13 protein-coding genes are annotated in these 16,574 nt (G+C 67.7%); 9 read left to right on the top strand and 4 right to left on the bottom strand.

Translation table 11 applies throughout. The annotated features are described in order from the left end of the window. Positions 1-10: 10 nt before the first annotated feature. The gene (locus tag J2126_RS03835; RefSeq protein ID WP_209484121.1) at positions 11-2,728 is read left to right on the top strand and encodes a sensor histidine kinase; all 2,718 of its coding nucleotides are present in this window, start codon (positions 11-13) and stop codon (positions 2,726-2,728) included. Further along, a complete protein-coding gene (locus J2126_RS03840; protein ID WP_209484123.1) occupies positions 2,725-3,414 on the top strand; it encodes a response regulator transcription factor in 690 nt (229 codons plus the stop codon). Before J2126_RS03835 ends, J2126_RS03840 begins: the two co-directional genes overlap by 4 nt. A 47-nt stretch (positions 3,415-3,461) precedes the next feature. On the opposite strand, the gene J2126_RS03845 is transcribed toward J2126_RS03840, so the two are convergent. The 4 genes from J2126_RS03845 to J2126_RS03860 form a co-directional block, all read right to left on the bottom strand. Beyond that, positions 3,462-4,406, bottom strand: coding sequence for an amidohydrolase family protein (locus J2126_RS03845; RefSeq protein ID WP_209484125.1), 945 nt, complete (start codon positions 4,404-4,406; stop codon positions 3,462-3,464). Between the two features lie 106 nt (positions 4,407-4,512). Beyond that, positions 4,513-7,401, bottom strand: coding sequence for a VCBS domain-containing protein (locus J2126_RS03850; protein ID WP_209484127.1), 2,889 nt, complete (start codon positions 7,399-7,401; stop codon positions 4,513-4,515). Positions 7,402-7,579: 178 nt separating this feature from the next. Beyond that, positions 7,580-8,215, bottom strand: coding sequence for an NrsF family protein (locus J2126_RS03855; protein ID WP_209484129.1), 636 nt, complete (start codon positions 8,213-8,215; stop codon positions 7,580-7,582). Between the two features lie 9 nt (positions 8,216-8,224). After that, positions 8,225-8,770 (bottom strand): sigma-70 family RNA polymerase sigma factor, encoded by a 546-nt coding sequence (locus J2126_RS03860; RefSeq protein WP_209484131.1) that lies wholly within the window; start codon positions 8,768-8,770, stop codon positions 8,225-8,227. A gap of 438 nt (positions 8,771-9,208) precedes the next feature. Between J2126_RS03860 and J2126_RS03865 the strand changes: the two genes are divergently transcribed. The 7 genes from J2126_RS03865 to J2126_RS03895 all read left to right on the top strand — a co-directional run bounded on the left by J2126_RS03865 (position 9,209) and on the right by J2126_RS03895 (position 16,559). Beyond that, positions 9,209-10,267, top strand: coding sequence for a carbon-nitrogen hydrolase family protein (locus tag J2126_RS03865; protein ID WP_209484133.1), 1,059 nt, complete (start codon positions 9,209-9,211; stop codon positions 10,265-10,267). Between the two features lie 74 nt (positions 10,268-10,341). Then, complete coding sequence (locus tag J2126_RS03870) at positions 10,342-11,535, top strand: branched-chain amino acid ABC transporter substrate-binding protein (protein WP_209484135.1); 1,194 nt, start codon at positions 10,342-10,344, stop codon at positions 11,533-11,535. 244 nt (positions 11,536-11,779) lie between these two features. Further along, positions 11,780-12,700 (top strand): branched-chain amino acid ABC transporter permease, encoded by a 921-nt coding sequence (locus tag J2126_RS03875; RefSeq protein WP_209484138.1) that lies wholly within the window; start codon positions 11,780-11,782, stop codon positions 12,698-12,700. A gap of 7 nt (positions 12,701-12,707) precedes the next feature. Further along, positions 12,708-13,901: a branched-chain amino acid ABC transporter permease gene (locus J2126_RS03880; protein ID WP_209484140.1), complete on the top strand. Its 1,194-nt coding sequence runs from the start codon at positions 12,708-12,710 to the stop codon at positions 13,899-13,901. Then, positions 13,898-14,674, top strand: coding sequence for an ABC transporter ATP-binding protein (locus tag J2126_RS03885; RefSeq protein ID WP_209484142.1), 777 nt, complete (start codon positions 13,898-13,900; stop codon positions 14,672-14,674). Before J2126_RS03880 ends, J2126_RS03885 begins: the two co-directional genes overlap by 4 nt. Continuing rightward, the gene (locus J2126_RS03890; RefSeq protein ID WP_209484144.1) at positions 14,671-15,417 is read left to right on the top strand and encodes an ABC transporter ATP-binding protein; all 747 of its coding nucleotides are present in this window, start codon (positions 14,671-14,673) and stop codon (positions 15,415-15,417) included. Before J2126_RS03885 ends, J2126_RS03890 begins: the two co-directional genes overlap by 4 nt. A 92-nt stretch (positions 15,418-15,509) precedes the next feature. Next, positions 15,510-16,559: a phenylacetaldoxime dehydratase family protein gene (locus tag J2126_RS03895; RefSeq protein ID WP_209484146.1), complete on the top strand. Its 1,050-nt coding sequence runs from the start codon at positions 15,510-15,512 to the stop codon at positions 16,557-16,559. Positions 16,560-16,574: the final 15 nt, after the last annotated feature.

Here is a 16,574-nt window from a genome sequence, read left to right on the forward strand (position 1 = left end):
GGAGACGGCAATGCCCGAAGAGCGCGAGAGCGATCACCGCCCCTCGCCGGACGCCCTCCTGAAGGAGGCGCAGCGGGAGAGCCGTGGCCAGTTGAAGATCTTCCTCGGCGCCGCCCCCGGCGTCGGGAAGACCTACGAGATGCTCGCCTCCGGCCGCACCCGCCTGAAGGACGGTGCCGATGTGGTGATCGGCGTGGTGGAGACCCACGGCCGCAAGGAAACCCAGGCGCTGGTGGAGGGCTTCGAGATCGTCCCCCGCCGCACCGTCTCCTACAAGGGCCGGCAGCTCGAGGAGATGGACCTCGACGCCATCCTCGCCCGCAAGCCCGATCTGGTGCTGGTGGACGAGCTGGCCCACACCAACGCCCCCGACAGCCGCCACGCCAAGCGCTACATGGACGTGGAGGAACTGCTCGCCGCCGGCATAAACGTCTATTCCACGCTGAACATCCAGCATGTGGAGAGCCTGAACGACGTGGTGGCGCAGATCACCCGCATCCGCGTGCGCGAGACGGTGCCCGACGCCATCATCGACCGGGCGGACGAGATCGAGGTGATCGACATCACCCCCTCCGATCTCATCCAGCGCCTGCACGACGGCAAGGTGTATGTCCCCGACACCGCCCGGCGCGCGGTGGATAATTACTTCTCCCCCGGCAACCTCACCGCCCTGCGCGAGCTGGCCCTGCGCCGCACCGCCCAAAGGGTGGACGAGCAATTGCTCAGCCACATGCGCGCCCATGCCATCTCCGGCCCCTGGGCGGCGGGCGAGCGGGTGCTGGTCTGCATCAGCGAGGACAAACGCTGCGCCGCTTTGGTGCGCTATGCCAAGCGCCTCGCCGACCGGCTGAGGGCGCCGTGGGTGGCGCTCTATGTGGAGACGCAGCGCAGCTTCCAGCTCGGCGACGTGGAGCGCGACCGCATCGCCGAAGTGCTGCGCCTCGCCGAGCGGCTGGGCGCCGAGGCCGTCACCGTGCCCGGCGGCGCGCACATCGCCGACGACGTGCTCGCCTACGCGCGCGCGGCCAACGTGACCCAGATCGTCATCGGCAAGTCGGACCGCTCGCGCTGGTTCGAGATTCTGTACGGCTCGGTGGTGCATGACCTTGTGCGCCGCTCCGGCAACATCTCGGTGCATGTGATCGCCGGCGATATCGGCGAGCCCCCTTCGGGCGAGGCCCGTGCCGCCGCGCCGATGCCGGTGCGAAGGGAGGTGCGGGCCTATGCGGAGGGCGCATTCCTCGTCGCCGCCGCGACGCTCATCGGCCTCGCCCTGCAACGCCTTTTGGGGCTGCAGAATGTCGCCCTCGTCTTCCTCACCGCCGTACTGGTCAGCGCGGTGCGCTCGGGCCTGTGGCCGGCGCTGGCCACTTCGGTCGCCGCCATGCTGGCGTTCAATTTCTTCTTCATCCCGCCGCTCTACACCTTCACCATCGCCGATCCGGAGAACGTGATCGCGCTGTTCTTCTTCCTGGTGGTGGCGGCCATCGCCAGCAATCTCACGGCGCGGGTGCGCGGGCAGGCGCTGGCCGCGCGGGCGCGGGCGAAGACCACGGAAGACCTCTATCTCTTCTCCAAGAAGCTCGCGAGCGCGGTGAGCCTCGACGACCTGCTCTGGGCCACCGCCTTCCAGATCGCCTCCATGCTGAAGGTGCGCGTGGTGATGCTGCTGCCGGAGGATGGCGCGCTCACCGTGAAGGCCGGCTATCCGCCGGAAGATGCCATCGACGCGGCGGACCTCGCCGCCGCCAACTGGACCTACGAGAACAACCGCCCCGCCGGCCGCGGCGCCGATACGCTGCCCGGCGCGCGCCGCCTGTTCCTGCCCATGCACACGGGGCGCGGGGCGGTGGGCGTGGTGGGCATCGACAAGGACAAGGAGGGCCCGCCCCTCTCGCCCGAGGAGCGCCGCCTGCTCGACGCCCTCGCCGATCAGGCCGCCCTCGCCGTGGAGCGGGCGAACCTCGTCTCCGACGTGGAGAAGGCGCGGCTCGATGCGGAGACCGACCGGCTGCGCTCCGCCCTTCTCACCTCCATCTCGCACGATCTGAAGACGCCGCTCGCCTCCATCCTCGGCGCGGCGGGCACGCTCAGGAGTTTTGCCGCCGCCCTCAGCGAGGACCAGCGCGGCGAGATGCTGGCGACCATCGAGGAGGAGGCGCTGCGGCTCAACCGCTTCATCGCCAACCTGCTGGACATGACGCGGCTGGAATCCGGCGCCATCGTGCCCAATGCCTCGCCCAACGACCTCGCCGAGATCGTCGGCAGCGCCTTGCGGCGGGCCGCCTCCATCCTGAAGGACCACAAGGTGGAGATCGACCTTGCGCCGGACCTGCCCATGGTGAATGTCGACCCGGTGCTGTTCGAGCAGGCGCTGTTCAACCTCCTCGACAATGCCGCGAAATATGCGCCGGCCGGCTCCCTCGTCTCCCTCCACGGCTGGGCCGAGGTCGGGCAGGAGGGCGCGCACGTGACGTTGCAGGTGCTGGACGAGGGGCCGGGCATTCCGGCGGAGGATGTGGAGAAGGTGTTCGACAAGTTTTTCCGCGCCCGCAAGCAGGATCAGGTACGGGCGGGCACGGGCCTCGGCCTTGCGATCTGCCGCGGCTTCATCGAGGCCATGGGCGGCACCATCACGGTCGCCAACCGGGCCGACCGGGCGGGCGCGGTCTTCACCGTCGATCTGCCGGCAGGCGCGCTCGCCCCGGTGCTGGAGGCCGCGCCATGAGCGCGCCCGTCAAGCTCCTCGTGGTGGATGACGAGCCGGCCATCCGCCGCCTGCTCGCCACCGGCCTGCCGACACAGGGCTATGGCGTGGAGAGCGCCGCCACCGGCGCCGAGGCGCTGGCGCTGATGGGCGCCGGCGCGCCCGATCTCGTGCTCCTCGACCTCGGCCTGCCCGACATTCCCGGCCGCGACCTGCTGCGCCGCTGGCGCGAGGAGGGGCAGACCTGCCCCATCATCATCCTCTCCAGCCGCACCGACGAGCCGGGCATCGTGGAGGCGCTGGAAGCGGGGGCGGACGATTACGTCACCAAGCCCTTCGGCATGAACGAGCTGGTCGCGCGCATCCGCGTCGCCCTGCGCCACCGCCTCCAGCAGCAGGGCGAGAAGCCGCTGTTCGTGGTGGGCGACCTTTCGGTCGATCTGGTGCGTCGGATCGTGAAGGTGAAGGACAGGGAGGTGAAGCTCTCGCCCAAGGAATACGCCATCCTGCGCGTGCTGGTGCAGCATGCGGGCAAGGTCCTCACCCATCATTACCTGCTCTCGCAAGTGTGGGGCGGCAGTCAGGATCTGCAATATCTGCGCGTCTATGTCCGCCAGCTGCGGCAGAAGCTGGAGGATAATCCCGAGAAGCCCCGCTACATCCGCACCGAGACCGGCGTCGGCTATCGCCTCACCGAGCCGGAGTGAGCGTCACCCGCCGCTGAAGCTGCCCGCCCTGCTCCGGCCCCGGAGGTTCAGCCGAAGAACACGCGCTCGGCCGTTCCCCTCAGCAGGAAGTCCCGCTGCGTGTCGTCGAGGGGCGCGCGGCGGGCGATGAAGTCGAAGGCGGCGCGCAGGGTGTTCGGCGGCTCGCGTTCCAGCACCGGCATGTCGCTACCCCACATCAACCGGCCCGCGCCGAACGCGGCGAGGAGCGCGGCGAGCTGCGGGATCACCCGGTCATAAGGCGGCGTGTCGAACTTGTTGAGGCCGGAGATTTTCACGCTCACGCCGGGAAAGGCGGCAAGGGCCATGAGCCGGTCCAACTGGCGCGCGTCGCCGGGCATCACATGGGCCATGTGGTCGAGGCAGACATTCGTCGCGGGGTAGCGCCGGCACAGCTCGGCCACGTGGAGCAGCGCGTCGTCGCTCATGTCCGGGCTGTCGCGCAGAAGGGGACACAGCACGAGGTTTTCCTCCGCCGCCGTCGCCCAGATGCTCGCCATCACCGGAGAGGTCAGCCAGGCGGCCGTATCGACGCCCCTCAGGCGGAAGCCCTTCACGCCGGCCGCCTTGGCCGTCCGCATCGCGTCGGGCGCATCCACCCGCCGGTCGTCCACCGCGCCCACCACGGCGAATGTGCCGGGATGCGCCCGCGCCGCGTCGGTCAGGTAGGAGCTGTCAGTGCCGAAATAGCCGATGTGCTGCACCAGCACGACCCGCGCCACGCCGATGGCCGTCTCGCGCGCCAGCAGGGTTTCGATGTCGTAATCGGGCGGATCGCGATCGCGCGCGGTCTGGTCGTGGACCATGGGGTAGCGGGTGAGATCGCCGCCCCAGCTATGGCTGTGCGCATCAATGAGCCCGCCAGCCGCCATCGCGCGGGACACGGCGCCTCCGGCCAGCGCCAGCGCCGCCGCTCCCGCCAGCAGGCGGCGGCGATCAAGGCTGCCGCTTGCCCATCCGTCACTGTGCGTCATCGCCTGCCTCGCGCCCGGAACAGCCGCGCCCTAGATGGGCATGGCGTGGCCCGTTCTGGCAAGAGCGCCGGGCGGCGCCGGGCGGCGGCGGGCGGTGCCAGCCGGCTCAGACCAGCGCGTCCGCGCTCCCGTGCACGGGATGAAGCACCTCATGCACATGAGCCGCCAGCGCCTCCGCCCGGCTTGCCAGTTCGTGCACCAGCGCAGGGTGCTCGGCCTGAGCGTGATCGAGAATGGCGGAACCGATGGCATCCAGATAGTCCGCCACCGCTGCCGGCAGATGAAGCTCCGGCATATGGGCCGTCGCGAGGGCGCCATGGGCATGCGCTGCGGCATCGATCAGCCCCTCGGCCCGCGCTTCCAGCGCCGCGAACACGGCGGACAGATCGTCCGGCACGCCCGAAGCGGCCGCCTTCAGGGTCGCGAAGGGGTCGGATGTGATCCCGTCCGTCCCGGACGCAGGCTCGCCCGAAACAGAAAAAGCGGAAACCCGCGAGGCCGTTCCGCCGCCGGTGCCGACCAGCGTGATCGTGACATCCTGGGTCGCGGCCGCTCCGGATGTATCCGTCACCCTGACCACGAACGTCTCAGCCCGCGTCTCGCCCTCGGCCAGCGGCGCCACCTTGGCCTCGTCCACCGCATAGGACCACTGGATGATGCCGGCACCGTTCACGTCGCTCACGACCCTGGCCGTAAGCGTGCCCAGCGCATCGGTGGGACTGGTGACACTGGCGGTGTGAGTATCCGAGGTGTCAGCGTCGGCGAACTGGATGGTGCCCGTTGTCGCGAGGCTCTTCAGACCGCTCTGGTCGATGATGACCGGCCCATGGACATTGGGCGCGCCGATCGATGCGATGAAGATGTCACTTGCGCCGTTCGTGTCGCCGGCCACCAGATTTGAGGCATCTGACTGAAAGACGATCTGCTGGCCATCGGGCGTAAAGACCGGACTGATGCTGCTGCCATCGCCCGCAACCCGCGTGATGACACCCGTCGCCAGATCCTTCACGAAAATATCAGTCCAGCCATTGTCGTCCCCGACAACAAGGTTGCTCCCACTCGAACCGAAAGCCACCTTCGTGCCATCCGGCGAAAACGCAATTTTTCCATAGCTTGGATTATTGGCGACATCACCTTGTAAATTGGCACTCGCCACCGTCACGTCATTTGTGACCAGATCTTTGACCAGCACCTGAACTTTATCATACTGCGAATCGGAATTCGGATTTCTAGACGAAAGGAATGCCAGTTTGGAACCGTCCGGGGAAAATACCGGGGCAATCGGTCGGGAGCCGGCGGCATACGAAACGAACGTAACTTCACCCGTTGCAAGGTCCTTGATGTAGTAAGCATAAGGGCCGGCCACCCCCGGCCCCGCCTCGGACCCCGTTGCAGCAAAGGCGATCTTGGACCCGTCCGGAGAAAACACGGGATCATAGCTGTCGGTTTCGAAGGCCTTGCCGCCGGCGTTGGTCGAAACCAGAGTAATCGCACCCGTCGACAAATCCTTCACGAAAAGATCAGTGTGGCCGGTGTCGCCGGCGACGAATTGGGAATTGGATTGAAAAGCAATCTTCGTTCCATCCGGCGAAAAAACCGGTCGATCGCTTGATGAAGTTCCCTGACCACCGTTCGCGCCTGTGGAAACGCGCGTGATGGCACCCGTATCAAGATCCTTAATGAAGACATCGGCGGCACCGTTGGTATCGCCTTGGACGAGATTGTTCGCCAGCGACACAAATGCGACCTTGCGGCCATCCGGCGAGAACGCGATATCGCCGGTGCTCATGTCGTTGCCGACCCGCCCTTGAGCATCGGAGGAAACGATCACGACGTCGCCCGTCACCCGGTCCTTGACCATGACCTGCTGATTGGTGCCAGACGGAAAGAAACCTCCGGCCGGCACCGATACAAGATTCCCGGCGCCGGACAGAAAGGCCACCTTGCTGCCATCCGGCGAAATGGCCGGCATCGAGCTCGCTCCGCTTCCCGGCTGGCCCGCTGCCGTCGCCGAAAGCAGCACGGGATCGCCCGCCCAACTGGTTACCCCGATCGTTGGCGCATGGGTCTCGAACGACAGCGAGACATGCGCGCTTGCCACACCCTTGTCGGCATCGGTGACGGTAAAGGTCACGTCGCGGGCGTTCGTTGGTGCCGTCGAAGATGTCGAACGATAGGACACCTGATCGAGCAGAGCGCTCATCTGGGCATCGGATATGGCGGACTTCAAGGTGAAAGCGAGGTCGTGGCCGGACAGGCCATTGGCGGAAACAGTGCCAACCTGCTTGCCATCGAGATACAACTTCGTGCCGGTGATGCTGAATGCCCCGCTCGACAGATAAAACTCATCCGTCGATGTTCCGCCCGCCAGGTGCACGCTCAGCTTGCCCTTCTTGAACCCGGTACCATCAGGATTGGCCACGTGGGCATCAGAGTCGATGACAACACCCGCCTCGGCTGCCGAAGGCCGGAATTCCTGCGTCGGACCAAGATCGGAGAATTTCGGAGCGTCCCCTTCCGGCTTGAGCTTAAGCCGCATACTGGCGGAGGAGGCTGGCCCCTCAGAGAAGGAAAGCGAAAATGTCACCGCTCGCGCAGCACCCGATGGCGCGTCGCCCGAATAAGAGTATGCGATCGCCCGCGCGAGCGCGGTGACTTCCTCATTCGTTACACCGGACTCAAGTATTATACTTAAATATTGATCCGTTCCGGCCGACGTCTCCCAGCCGATATGTTTTCCATTGTAGAATATCGAAGCTGTTTGAGCTGTCGTATCGACCAGAGTGATGCCGCCGACTTGCGATATACTAAAGTGATCGAGCGTGGTCGAATTGGCCATTCTCACATCGAAAAATGCGTTCGAAGCAAAACCATTCGGTGGGGCCGCAAACGTCACATTCGAATCCAGCACCACCGGACCCGCATTCACCGTGTTCTCGGCCAGCGTCTTGCTCCTGTCGAGCCCGCTGAAGCCGGTTTTTGCCTTTGCCGCCATGACCGCAACTCTCCCTGACCAGAGTTGCAATTAGGGGTAGCGAGACGCGATGGCCCGGTCTAGGCGGTGACGGAACGGCAGGCCGAAGATGGCACGGGCAAGCGACCAATGGGCCACAGTGCGGCGCGGCCGGTTCAGCCGCCATCGCCCGAAACAACGCCATGCCAGAGCTCTCGCTCTACCAGCGCAGCAGCCGGCTACCCACGAGCGCGCCCGCCGCCGTCACCACCGCCACCGCGATGCTGTACCAGGCGAGCAGGAACAGCGGGGAATCATCCACGCAATGCAGCGCGTAGAGCGCGGCGCCAATGCCCCCCGCTGCGAGGCCCGCGGTGGCGCCGGCGAGGGTCGGACGGGTCGGCGCGCCGCGACGCAAAGCCAGGAGGAGCGCGCCGAGGGCCGGCGCGGCGATCATCGGGATCAGCGTGGCGCAATAGATGGCATAGCGCCCGACGAGTTCGGCCCCCCACGCGGCCGCAGGTGTCGTCGCCAGCTCGGCCGCGACCCCCGCCGCGAGCAGCAGCACCGGCAGCAGAAGCGCCCGAGCGGCGCGCCCCACCGTCGCCCCGGGCTGCGACAGCCGCAGCGCCAACACCACGGCGGACGCAGCAAGGGAGAGCGTCACCGCGAACTTGAGGAGGAGGCGCCATTCTCCCAGCAGCGCGAGAAGCCCGGGACGCGGCGAGAGACGCCAGGCGAACACGCACGCCGCCGCCACGACGCCGAAGACAAGCGCCAGGGCGAGCGTGCTAGCGAAGCTGCGCACCGGTCGCGCATCGGCGGCCAAAGCGCGTATGAGGTCATCCGTCTTCACGATTCTCCTTCACTCCTCCCTCAGGCGGGCCGAAAGGCTCGCAAAGGCCCGGTGCAGCGCCACCCGCACCGCCCCGGGGGTCATCCGCATCCGCTCCGCCGTCTCGGCGACGGACGCGCCCTCCACCGCCACCGATCGCAGGACCGCCTGCTGCTTCTGCGGCAGCAGGGCGAGGTGGCGCTCCACATCCGCCGCGCCGGCATCCGGCCGCTCCTCCGGCGCGGGAAGGAACTCGGCGAAATCCTCCACCGGTACCTCCACCCGCCGCCCGCGCCGGCGCAGATGATCCACCATCTTGTTGCGGGCGATGGTCCAAAGCCAGGGGCCGAGGAGATCCTCGGCACGCCAGGTGTGCCGCTTCAGATGCACCGCCAGCAGCGTCTCCTGCACCACGTCCTCCGTCTCCGCCGTGGGCGCGCCGAGGCGGATGAGACGACGCTGCACCACGGTGCGCAACGCGGGCGCGAGCTCGCGTAGCAACTGCTCATAGGCCACGCCCTCGCCGGCAAGCGCGCGCCGCATCAATTGCGCCCACCGCTGTTCGCGGTCGTCCATCTCCACGTTCCCGAAACCCAGTTCGCAGGCGACACGCCGAACGTTACAGCGCGGCCGAGGCCGCGCCGGAATGCGCAAGGATCATTCTTCGCCGCGTTTCGCAAGGCAATGGGCGAATGGGCCGCGGCAGGGGCGGAGCGATTGGACGCGCCCGGCATCCGGCATTGGAAATCCTGCACGGCGCGGTGCGGAAAGGCGGCGGCATTCGGCCGGATGGGCATCAATCGCGCACATCGCCTCTTCGCAAGGCGCCGCAAACCAAGGCAATTGCGCTGGAACGAGGCAGACCGGACCCCATGCCGGCGCGGTGGCGAGAGGACCGCCTGCCGCATGGGAATATGCGCAAGACCCCCTGCACATTTGCGCCCTTCCGCGCCCGGCTCGCTGCGCCATCATGAGCCGGCGCAACCAACGCCGCCTGATTGGCAGAAGAGCCCGATGACCGTCCAATATCCCCGCTTCAAGGCCGCCGCCTGCCACGCCTCGTCCGTCTTCCTCGACGCGGACAAGACCGCGGAGAAGGCCTGCGACCTCATCGCCGAGGCCGCCGCCAACGGCGCGTCGCTGGTGGTGTTCCCGGAATCTTTCCTGCCCGGCTTTCCGGTGTGGGCGGCGCTGCAGGCCCCCATCTACAATCACGGCTTCTTCCGCGCGCTGGTGGCCGAGGCGCAGAAGCTGTCGGACGGTGCCATCCGCACCATCCGCATGGCGGCGCGCCGGCATGGCGTCCACGTCTCCCTCGGCTTCACCGAGGGCACCGATGCGAGCGTCGGCTGCATCTGGAATTCCAACGTGCTGATCGGGCCGGACGGCGCGATCCTCAATCACCACAGGAAGCTCGTCCCCACCTTCTACGAGAAGCTGGTGTGGGCGAACGGCGATGCGCGCGGCCTGCGTGTCACGTCCACCGAGATCGGCCGGGTCGGCATGCTGATCTGCGGAGAGAACACCAATCCCCTCGCGCGCTATGCCCTGATGGCGCAGGGGGAGCAGGTGCACATCTCCTCCTATCCGCCGATCTGGCCGACCCGTCCGCCGGAAGAGGCCGGCGCCTATGACCTGAAGCGCGCCATCGAGATCCGCGCCGGCGCCCACGCCTTCGAGGCCAAGGTGTTCAACATCGTCGCCTCGGGCTTCGTCGATGCCGCCATGCGCGAGGCCATGGGCTCCATGGGCAAGGCGAGCCTCGAGGTGATGGACAAGTCCCCCCGCGGCATCTCCATGGTGCTCGATCCCACCTCGCAGGTGGTGGGCGAGGTGCTGGGCGAGCACGAGGGCATCCTCTACGCCGAGATCGACACCGCCCGCTGCGTGGAGCCCAAGCAGTTCCACGACGTGGTGGGCTATTACAACCGCTTCGACGTGTTCCACCTGGAGGTGGACCGCTCCGCCCGCGAGCCGGCCTATTTCTCCGAGGGCGCGGCCATCGCCCGCGCGGCCGAGGACGGGGCGCTCGACCCCGCGGCGGACGTGCTCTTCGCCAACGGCGCGGCCTGAATTTTCCCTCCACCGGGGCCGGCAACGACCGGCGCCGCATCACCTGAAAAAATCACCTTCCAGAGGATCATCACATGGCAACGGATCGAAAGCTCCCGGCTCGAAAGCTGTTCAACCTTGCGGGTATGGCGCTCGCCGCGCTGTCGCTGGCGACAGCCCCCGCGCTCGCCCGCGACACGGTGAAGATCGCCTTCATCGGCCCGCTCACCGGCGGCAATTCCGCCACCGGCCTCGGCGGCCGCAATTCCGCGGCGCTCGCCGTGGACCTGCACAATGCCAAGCCGGGTGCCAAATACACCTACGAGCTGGTGCCCTTCGACGACGAGTGCAAGCCCAACGTGGGCGTGCAGGTGGCCACCAAGGCGGCGTCCGACAAGTCCATCATCGCCGGCATCACCCATTATTGCTCGGCGGTGGCCATCGCCACGGTGGACACCTACAATCGCTTCGGCCTGCCGGTGGTGGTGTGGGGCGCGGTGCTGCCGGAAATCACCTACGGCAACGACTACAAGGAAATCCACCGCGTCAACGGCACGATGATCAACGAAGGCAGGATGGCCGCGGAGTTCCTCACCAAGCAGGGCTTCAAGACCTTCGTCGTGATCCACGACACCACCGACTACGGCAAGGGCCAGAACAAGTATTTCGCCGAGAATCTGAAGCCGAAGGGCGGCGAGATCCTCGCCACCTTCCCGGTGCCGCCGGACCAGCAGGACTTCACCGCCGAACTGACCAAGGTGAAGGAGCTGAAGCCGGACGTGGTGTTCATCGGCGGCCTCACGCCGCTCGGCGTGCGCGTGCGCTCTCAGATGGACCGCCTCGGCATTCCCGCCCAGCTCGCCGGTGTCTCCGGCATCATGAGCGCCGGCTTCATCGAAGGCGCCGGCCCCGCCGCCGAGGGCACCGTCTCCTTCCACAATGGCGCGCCGCTCACCAAATATGCCGACGGCAAGGCCTTCATGGACGCCTATGCCAAGGCCGGCTACCGCGAGGACCCGGACGCCTACGGCCCGTTCGCCTTCTCCGCCGCCAACCTCATCATGGACGCCATCGAGAAGGTCGGCCCGGACCGCAAGAAGGTGCGCGACGTGCTCAACACCACCAAGGGCTACAAGGCGCTGGTGGGCGAGATCAACTTCGACGACCACCGGCAGAACATCGTCTCCGCCAACGTCTATGTCTCGCAGGACGGCAAGTGGGTTTACTGGCCGGACAGTGCCTATGCGACGGGCAGCAAGAAGCTGCCGGGGAAGGTTGCGGGCAACTGAGGGGCCTCGCGGATACCCCCGCCCAGGGATAACGGCCGCTCCCCGTCGTCCCGCGCCGTCATCCCCCGGCTTGTCCGGGGGATCCACCCGGAAGCCGGGGCCGGCGCATCCTGCGCAGACGCGGCGTTTTCGGCGAAGTGGATGCCCCGGACGAGCCGGGGCATGACGGCCGGGAAAAATCTGAACACGCCCCCGGCGCCCTTCTTGCAGCGCGCCGGACCATGCTTCCCTTGAGAGACCCGCCATGGACCCCGGACTTCTCGCCCAATACCTGTTCAACGGGCTGATGCTCGGCACCATCTACGCCATCGTCGCGGTCGGCTTCTCCCTGTTCTTCGGGGTGCTGGACGTGATCAAGTTTTCCCACGGCGACGTGGTGAGCGTGGGCGCCTTCTCCGCCTTCGGGGCGGCGGGGCTCATGGCCGCGCTTGTCAGCCTCTCCGGCCCGCTGGCGCTGGCGGTGGGGCTCATCGCGGCGCTGGGCGCGGGGGCGCTTTCCGGCGTCATCATCGGCCGCCTCCTGGTGCTGCCGCTCAAGAACGCGCCCGGCGTCAACGTCCTGCTGGCGACCCTGATGGCCGGCACCGTATTGCGCGAGGCGATCCGCCTCGGCGTGCCCAACGGCGGCAATCCCAAGCCCTTCCCGGCCCTGCTGCCGGACGGCGTGCTGAAGGCCGGATCGTTCAGCGTCGGCGTGGACAGCGTCATCATCCTCCTCGCCGGCCTCGGCGTGGTGGTGGCGACCCATCTCGTCATCACCCGCACACGCCTCGGCCTCTCCATCCGCGCTGTGGCGCAGGACGAGGAGGTGGCGCAGCTCGCGGGCGTCAGCTTCAACCGCACGGTGCTCGGCACCTTTGCTTTAGGGTCGATGCTGGCCGGCCTCGCCGGGCTGATGCTTGGGCTCTACTATCGGGAGATCAATTTCAACATGGGCGTGATGCTCGGCATCATCGGCTTTGCCTGTGCCGTGGTGGGGGGGCTCGGCAGCCTCATCGGGCCGATCATCGGCGGCTTCCTGTTCGCCGGCGTGCAGACGCTCGTCACCGTCCTCCTGCCCTTCACCAGCGCCTACAAGGACGTGGTGGCGTTCGCCGTCATCATCGCCCTCATCGGCCTCTTCCCCACCGGCCTCATCGCCGAGAAATCCAGCGAGCGGGTGTGAGATGAGCATGGCGGAAATTGCCCCCTCCCTGTCTGCGCAGACTGACCGCAGCGGCGGCCTCGCGCGCCTCCTCGTCGCCGCCACCGTGGCCCTCCTGTTCGCCGGCGGCGGCTTCCTGCTCCATGTCGAACAGCAGGGCCAGGTGATCGCTCTGCTCGCCGCCTTCGTCGCGGTGTTCGCACTGGCGGAGAAGGTGCCCGCCGGGCGCCGCATCGCCGCCTTGTGTCGCGCCCATCCCGGCACGGTGAACCTCACGGCGGCCCTCAGCATCCTCGCCATAGCCGCCGTGCTGCGGGAAGAGCACTACACGCTGCTGATGATGGCGACCGTCGCCCTGTTCGCCACCGCCGCGGCGGGGCTCACCCTGCAGATGGCCTTCGCCGGCGTGCCCAATTTCGCCGGCGCCGCCTTCTTCGCGGTGGGCGCCTATGTGGCGGCGCTGCTGGGCAATTCCGGCATCCCCCATCTGCTCGTCCTCGTCATCGCCGGCCTTGCGGCGGCGGTGCTGGGGCTCGTCCTGCTGCTGCCGGTGCTGCGCACGCGGGGCCATTATGCCGCCCTCGTCACCATCGCCTTCGGCCTGCTGCTGCGCGCCTTCCTGGAGGTGAACGACGTGCTGGGCGGCCCGCAGGGCATGAAGGTGAAATCCTTCTCGCTGTTCGGCCTCGACTTCAGCCGGACGACCGAGATCGGGCCTTACGACGTCTCCTTCTACCTGCCCTATGCGCTCGCCTCCTGCGCCCTCTTCGCCCTCGCCTTCTTCCTGGTGCGGCGGCTGGAGACCTCGTTCGTCGGCGTGGCGCTCGATGCGGTGCGCTCGGACGAGGTGGCCGCCAGCGTGTTCGGCCTCTCCATCGCCCGCTGGAAGGCCACCGCCTTCCTGCTCGGCAATGCCATGATCGGCGTCGCCGGCGCGCTCTACGGCATGATGAACGGCTTCGTGAACCCCAACAGCGCCAATTTCGGAGACAGCCTCATCATGCTGTCCATCCTCGTTCTGGGCGGGCTCGGCAATCTGTGGGGCGCGGTGGTGGCGGCGGTGGTCATCCTCGTCATCCCGGAGAAATTGCAGGCGATCCAGGAATTCCGGCTCGTCATCTTCGCCCTGCTGGTCATCGCCATCCTGCGCTTCCGCCCCTCCGGCCTGATGCCGCGCGCGGTGCGCGACTTTTCCGCCCTCGTGAAGGGAGGCTCCCGATGAGCCCGCTGCTCGCCTGCTCCGGCCTCACCATGCGCTTCGGCGGCCTGACCGCGCTGGACGCCCTCGACATCAGCGTCGGCAAGGGGGAGACCATCGGCCTCGTCGGGCCGAACGGCTCGGGCAAGACCACCTTCTTCAACGTGCTCACCGGCCTCTACAAGCCCTCGGCCGGGGCGGTGCGGCTGGAGGCGCAGGACCTCTTCGCCCGCTCGGCGCAGGAGATCGGCAGGGCGGGCGTCGCCCGCACCTTCCAGCGCTCGCGCCTCATGCTGGACCAGACGGTGTTCGACAACATCGCCCTGGGTGCGCTCGGGCGGCTTGACCTCAGCCTCCTCTCCGCCCTCGTGCTGCGCGGCCGCTTCCGCCGCCAGCTGTCCGAGCTGGTGGAGCGGGCGACCGCCCTCACGCGCCGCTTCAATCCGCAGATCGCCGCGAACCTGTTCAAGCCGGCGGGCAGCTTCACCATGATCGACCGGCGCCGCATCGAAATCTGCCGGGCGCTGGTCGGCGCCCCGCGCCTCCTGCTGCTCGACGAGCCCTCGGCCGGCATGACCCATGAGGAGACGCGGGCGCTGATGGACGATCTCCTCGCCTACCGGGAGGAGATGCCCGACCTCGCCATCGTCCTGGTGGAGCACGAGATGGATGTCATCCGCCGCATCTCCGACCGCTGCGTCGTGCTGAACTTCGGCAAGAAGATCTTCGAGGGGCCGTTCGACGCCCTCATCGCCGACCGCGAGGTGCAGACCGCCTATCTCGGAGGCGCCCAATGAACCGGCCCGAAACCGCCCGCCCGGAAGCCTCCCGCCGCCTCTCCGTCTCCGGCGTCACCACCGGCTATGACCGGGCGGACGTGCTGCACGATGTCTCCATCGAGGCGAAGCCCGGCCGCATCACCTGCATCCTCGGCGCCAACGGGGCGGGCAAGTCCACCCTCATCCGCTCCATCCTGGGACTGACGCCGGTGCGGCGCGGATCGGTGGCATTCGGCGGCTACACCATCACCAACCTCGCCACCCACCGCATCGCCGCGCTCGGCATCGCCACCGTGCCGGAGGGCAACCGCGTGCTACCGCGCATGACCGTGCTGGAGAACCTCAAGGTCGGTGGCCTCCTGGAGAAGGACCGGCACCGCCTGGCGGCGCGGATGGACCGGATGTTCGAGACCTTCCCGCGCCTCAGGGAACGCCGCAACCAGCTGGCCGGGACGCTCTCGGGCGGCGAGCGCTCCATGCTCTCCATCGCCCGCGGGCTGATGACCGATCCGGAGCTGATCGTGTTCGACGAGCCCTCCCTCGGCCTCTCGCCCTTGTTCGTCGCCGAGGTGTTCCGCATCGTGCGGCGGCTGAAGGAGGAGGGCTACACCATCCTCCTCGTGGAGCAGAACGTGCGCCAGACGCTGGACGTGGCGGACGACGGCTATGTGCTGGCGCAGGGCCGCGTCGTTGCCTCGGGCACCAGCGCCGCGCTCGCTGCCGATGGCGAGCTGCACAAGGCCTATTTCGGCGTTCACTGACGAAAATCACCAATAGCCCGCGCGGCGCATGAGCGGGCCCACTTGGCATCGGTCGAAGACCGAGGCCGATGGCAAAACAAGGACGACACCCCATGGCCATGCCCGTCTATGACCGCGTCCATCCCCTGCGCAAGCCGAAGGGCTTCGAGCCGGTGGTGCAGCGCTGGTCCACCGCCTTCGCCAACAACTGCCGCGCGCTCTGCGTCGCCTTCCACGGCGTGCAGGGCAAGGGCGCGGAGGAGGTCCACGCCTCGCCCTTCTTTGGCTGGATCGAGGCGGCGCTGGCCCTGCCCGATGGCCCCACCGTGAGCGATCACGCCGCCTTCGTGGACCCGAACGGGCTCTACACGCACATCGTCGCCGCCTACTGGCTGGATGAGGCGAAGCGCGACCGCTTCCTCGCCCACCCCATCGTCGCCGGCTGGTGGGACGACGCCGCCCGCCTCACCGAGCCCACCGGCTATTTCCGCGAGAGCATGACCGTGCCGGTGGAGCGGCAGGAGAGCATCTACTGGCAGGACTATGCCGGCGGCCTTTCCGCCGCGCCGGACGTGGCGCTCTATCCCACCCCGTGGTGCGGCTATTACGGCGCCATGCGCGACCGCATTCCCCTCGCCGCCGCCGATGCGCTGGAAAGCCCCCTCGCCGCCCTGGCCCCGGTGGCGCGCGAGACGAAGGGCGCGCGCTGGCGGCTGACGGTGCCGCACAATTTCGCGGTCATCCGCTCCGCCGCTTTCTGGGGCCGCTGCGACCCCGAGCAGGCGGACAACTATATGCGCGAGCTGCGGGAGCCGCTGCTCAAGGGCATGGATTTCCTGAAAGAGAACGGCGAAGCGTCCGGCTGCGCCTCCCTGCGGTTCCAGCAGACCTGCGATGCCCAGGGCGTGCCGGTGCTGGAGACCCATGCGCTGGGCTATTTCCTCTCCCTCGGCCATCTGGAGAACTGGGCCGAGCACCACCCCACCCACGAGGCCATCTTTTCCGCCGCCATCGCCCGGTATCGCAAATACGGCAAGGCCAACCAGCTGCGCACCTGGCACGAGGTGTTCGTGCTGCCGGAGGGCGACAAGCACCAGTTCGAATACGTGAACTGCGCACCCGGAACGGGCCTGCTGGGCTTCCTGCCTGGGGAGCGGGTCTAGGGGCGCTCGCGCGGG

The organism is Xanthobacter flavus (genome assembly GCF_017875275.1).
Classification (GTDB): Bacteria; Pseudomonadota; Alphaproteobacteria; order Rhizobiales; family Xanthobacteraceae; genus Xanthobacter; species Xanthobacter flavus_A.

Excerpts from the sequence above, each read along its gene's own strand:
- J2126_RS03835 (WP_209484121.1), top strand. The coding sequence starts at position 11 with ATGCCCGAAGAGCGCGAGAGCGATCACCGCCCCTCGCCGGACGCCCTC.
- J2126_RS03840 (WP_209484123.1), top strand. The coding sequence starts at position 2,725 with ATGAGCGCGCCCGTCAAGCTCCTCGTGGTGGATGACGAGCCGGCCATC.
- J2126_RS03845 (WP_209484125.1), bottom strand. The coding sequence starts at position 4,406 with ATGACGCACAGTGACGGATGGGCAAGCGGCAGCCTTGATCGCCGCCGC.
- J2126_RS03850 (WP_209484127.1), bottom strand. The coding sequence starts at position 7,401 with ATGGCGGCAAAGGCAAAAACCGGCTTCAGCGGGCTCGACAGGAGCAAG.
- J2126_RS03860 (WP_209484131.1), bottom strand. The coding sequence starts at position 8,770 with ATGGACGACCGCGAACAGCGGTGGGCGCAATTGATGCGGCGCGCGCTT.
- J2126_RS03865 (WP_209484133.1), top strand. The coding sequence starts at position 9,209 with ATGACCGTCCAATATCCCCGCTTCAAGGCCGCCGCCTGCCACGCCTCG.
- J2126_RS03870 (WP_209484135.1), top strand. The coding sequence starts at position 10,342 with ATGGCAACGGATCGAAAGCTCCCGGCTCGAAAGCTGTTCAACCTTGCG.
- J2126_RS03875 (WP_209484138.1), top strand. The coding sequence starts at position 11,780 with ATGGACCCCGGACTTCTCGCCCAATACCTGTTCAACGGGCTGATGCTC.
- J2126_RS03880 (WP_209484140.1), top strand. The coding sequence starts at position 12,708 with ATGGCGGAAATTGCCCCCTCCCTGTCTGCGCAGACTGACCGCAGCGGC.
- J2126_RS03885 (WP_209484142.1), top strand. The coding sequence starts at position 13,898 with ATGAGCCCGCTGCTCGCCTGCTCCGGCCTCACCATGCGCTTCGGCGGC.
- J2126_RS03890 (WP_209484144.1), top strand. The coding sequence starts at position 14,671 with ATGAACCGGCCCGAAACCGCCCGCCCGGAAGCCTCCCGCCGCCTCTCC.
- J2126_RS03895 (WP_209484146.1), top strand. The coding sequence starts at position 15,510 with ATGGCCATGCCCGTCTATGACCGCGTCCATCCCCTGCGCAAGCCGAAG.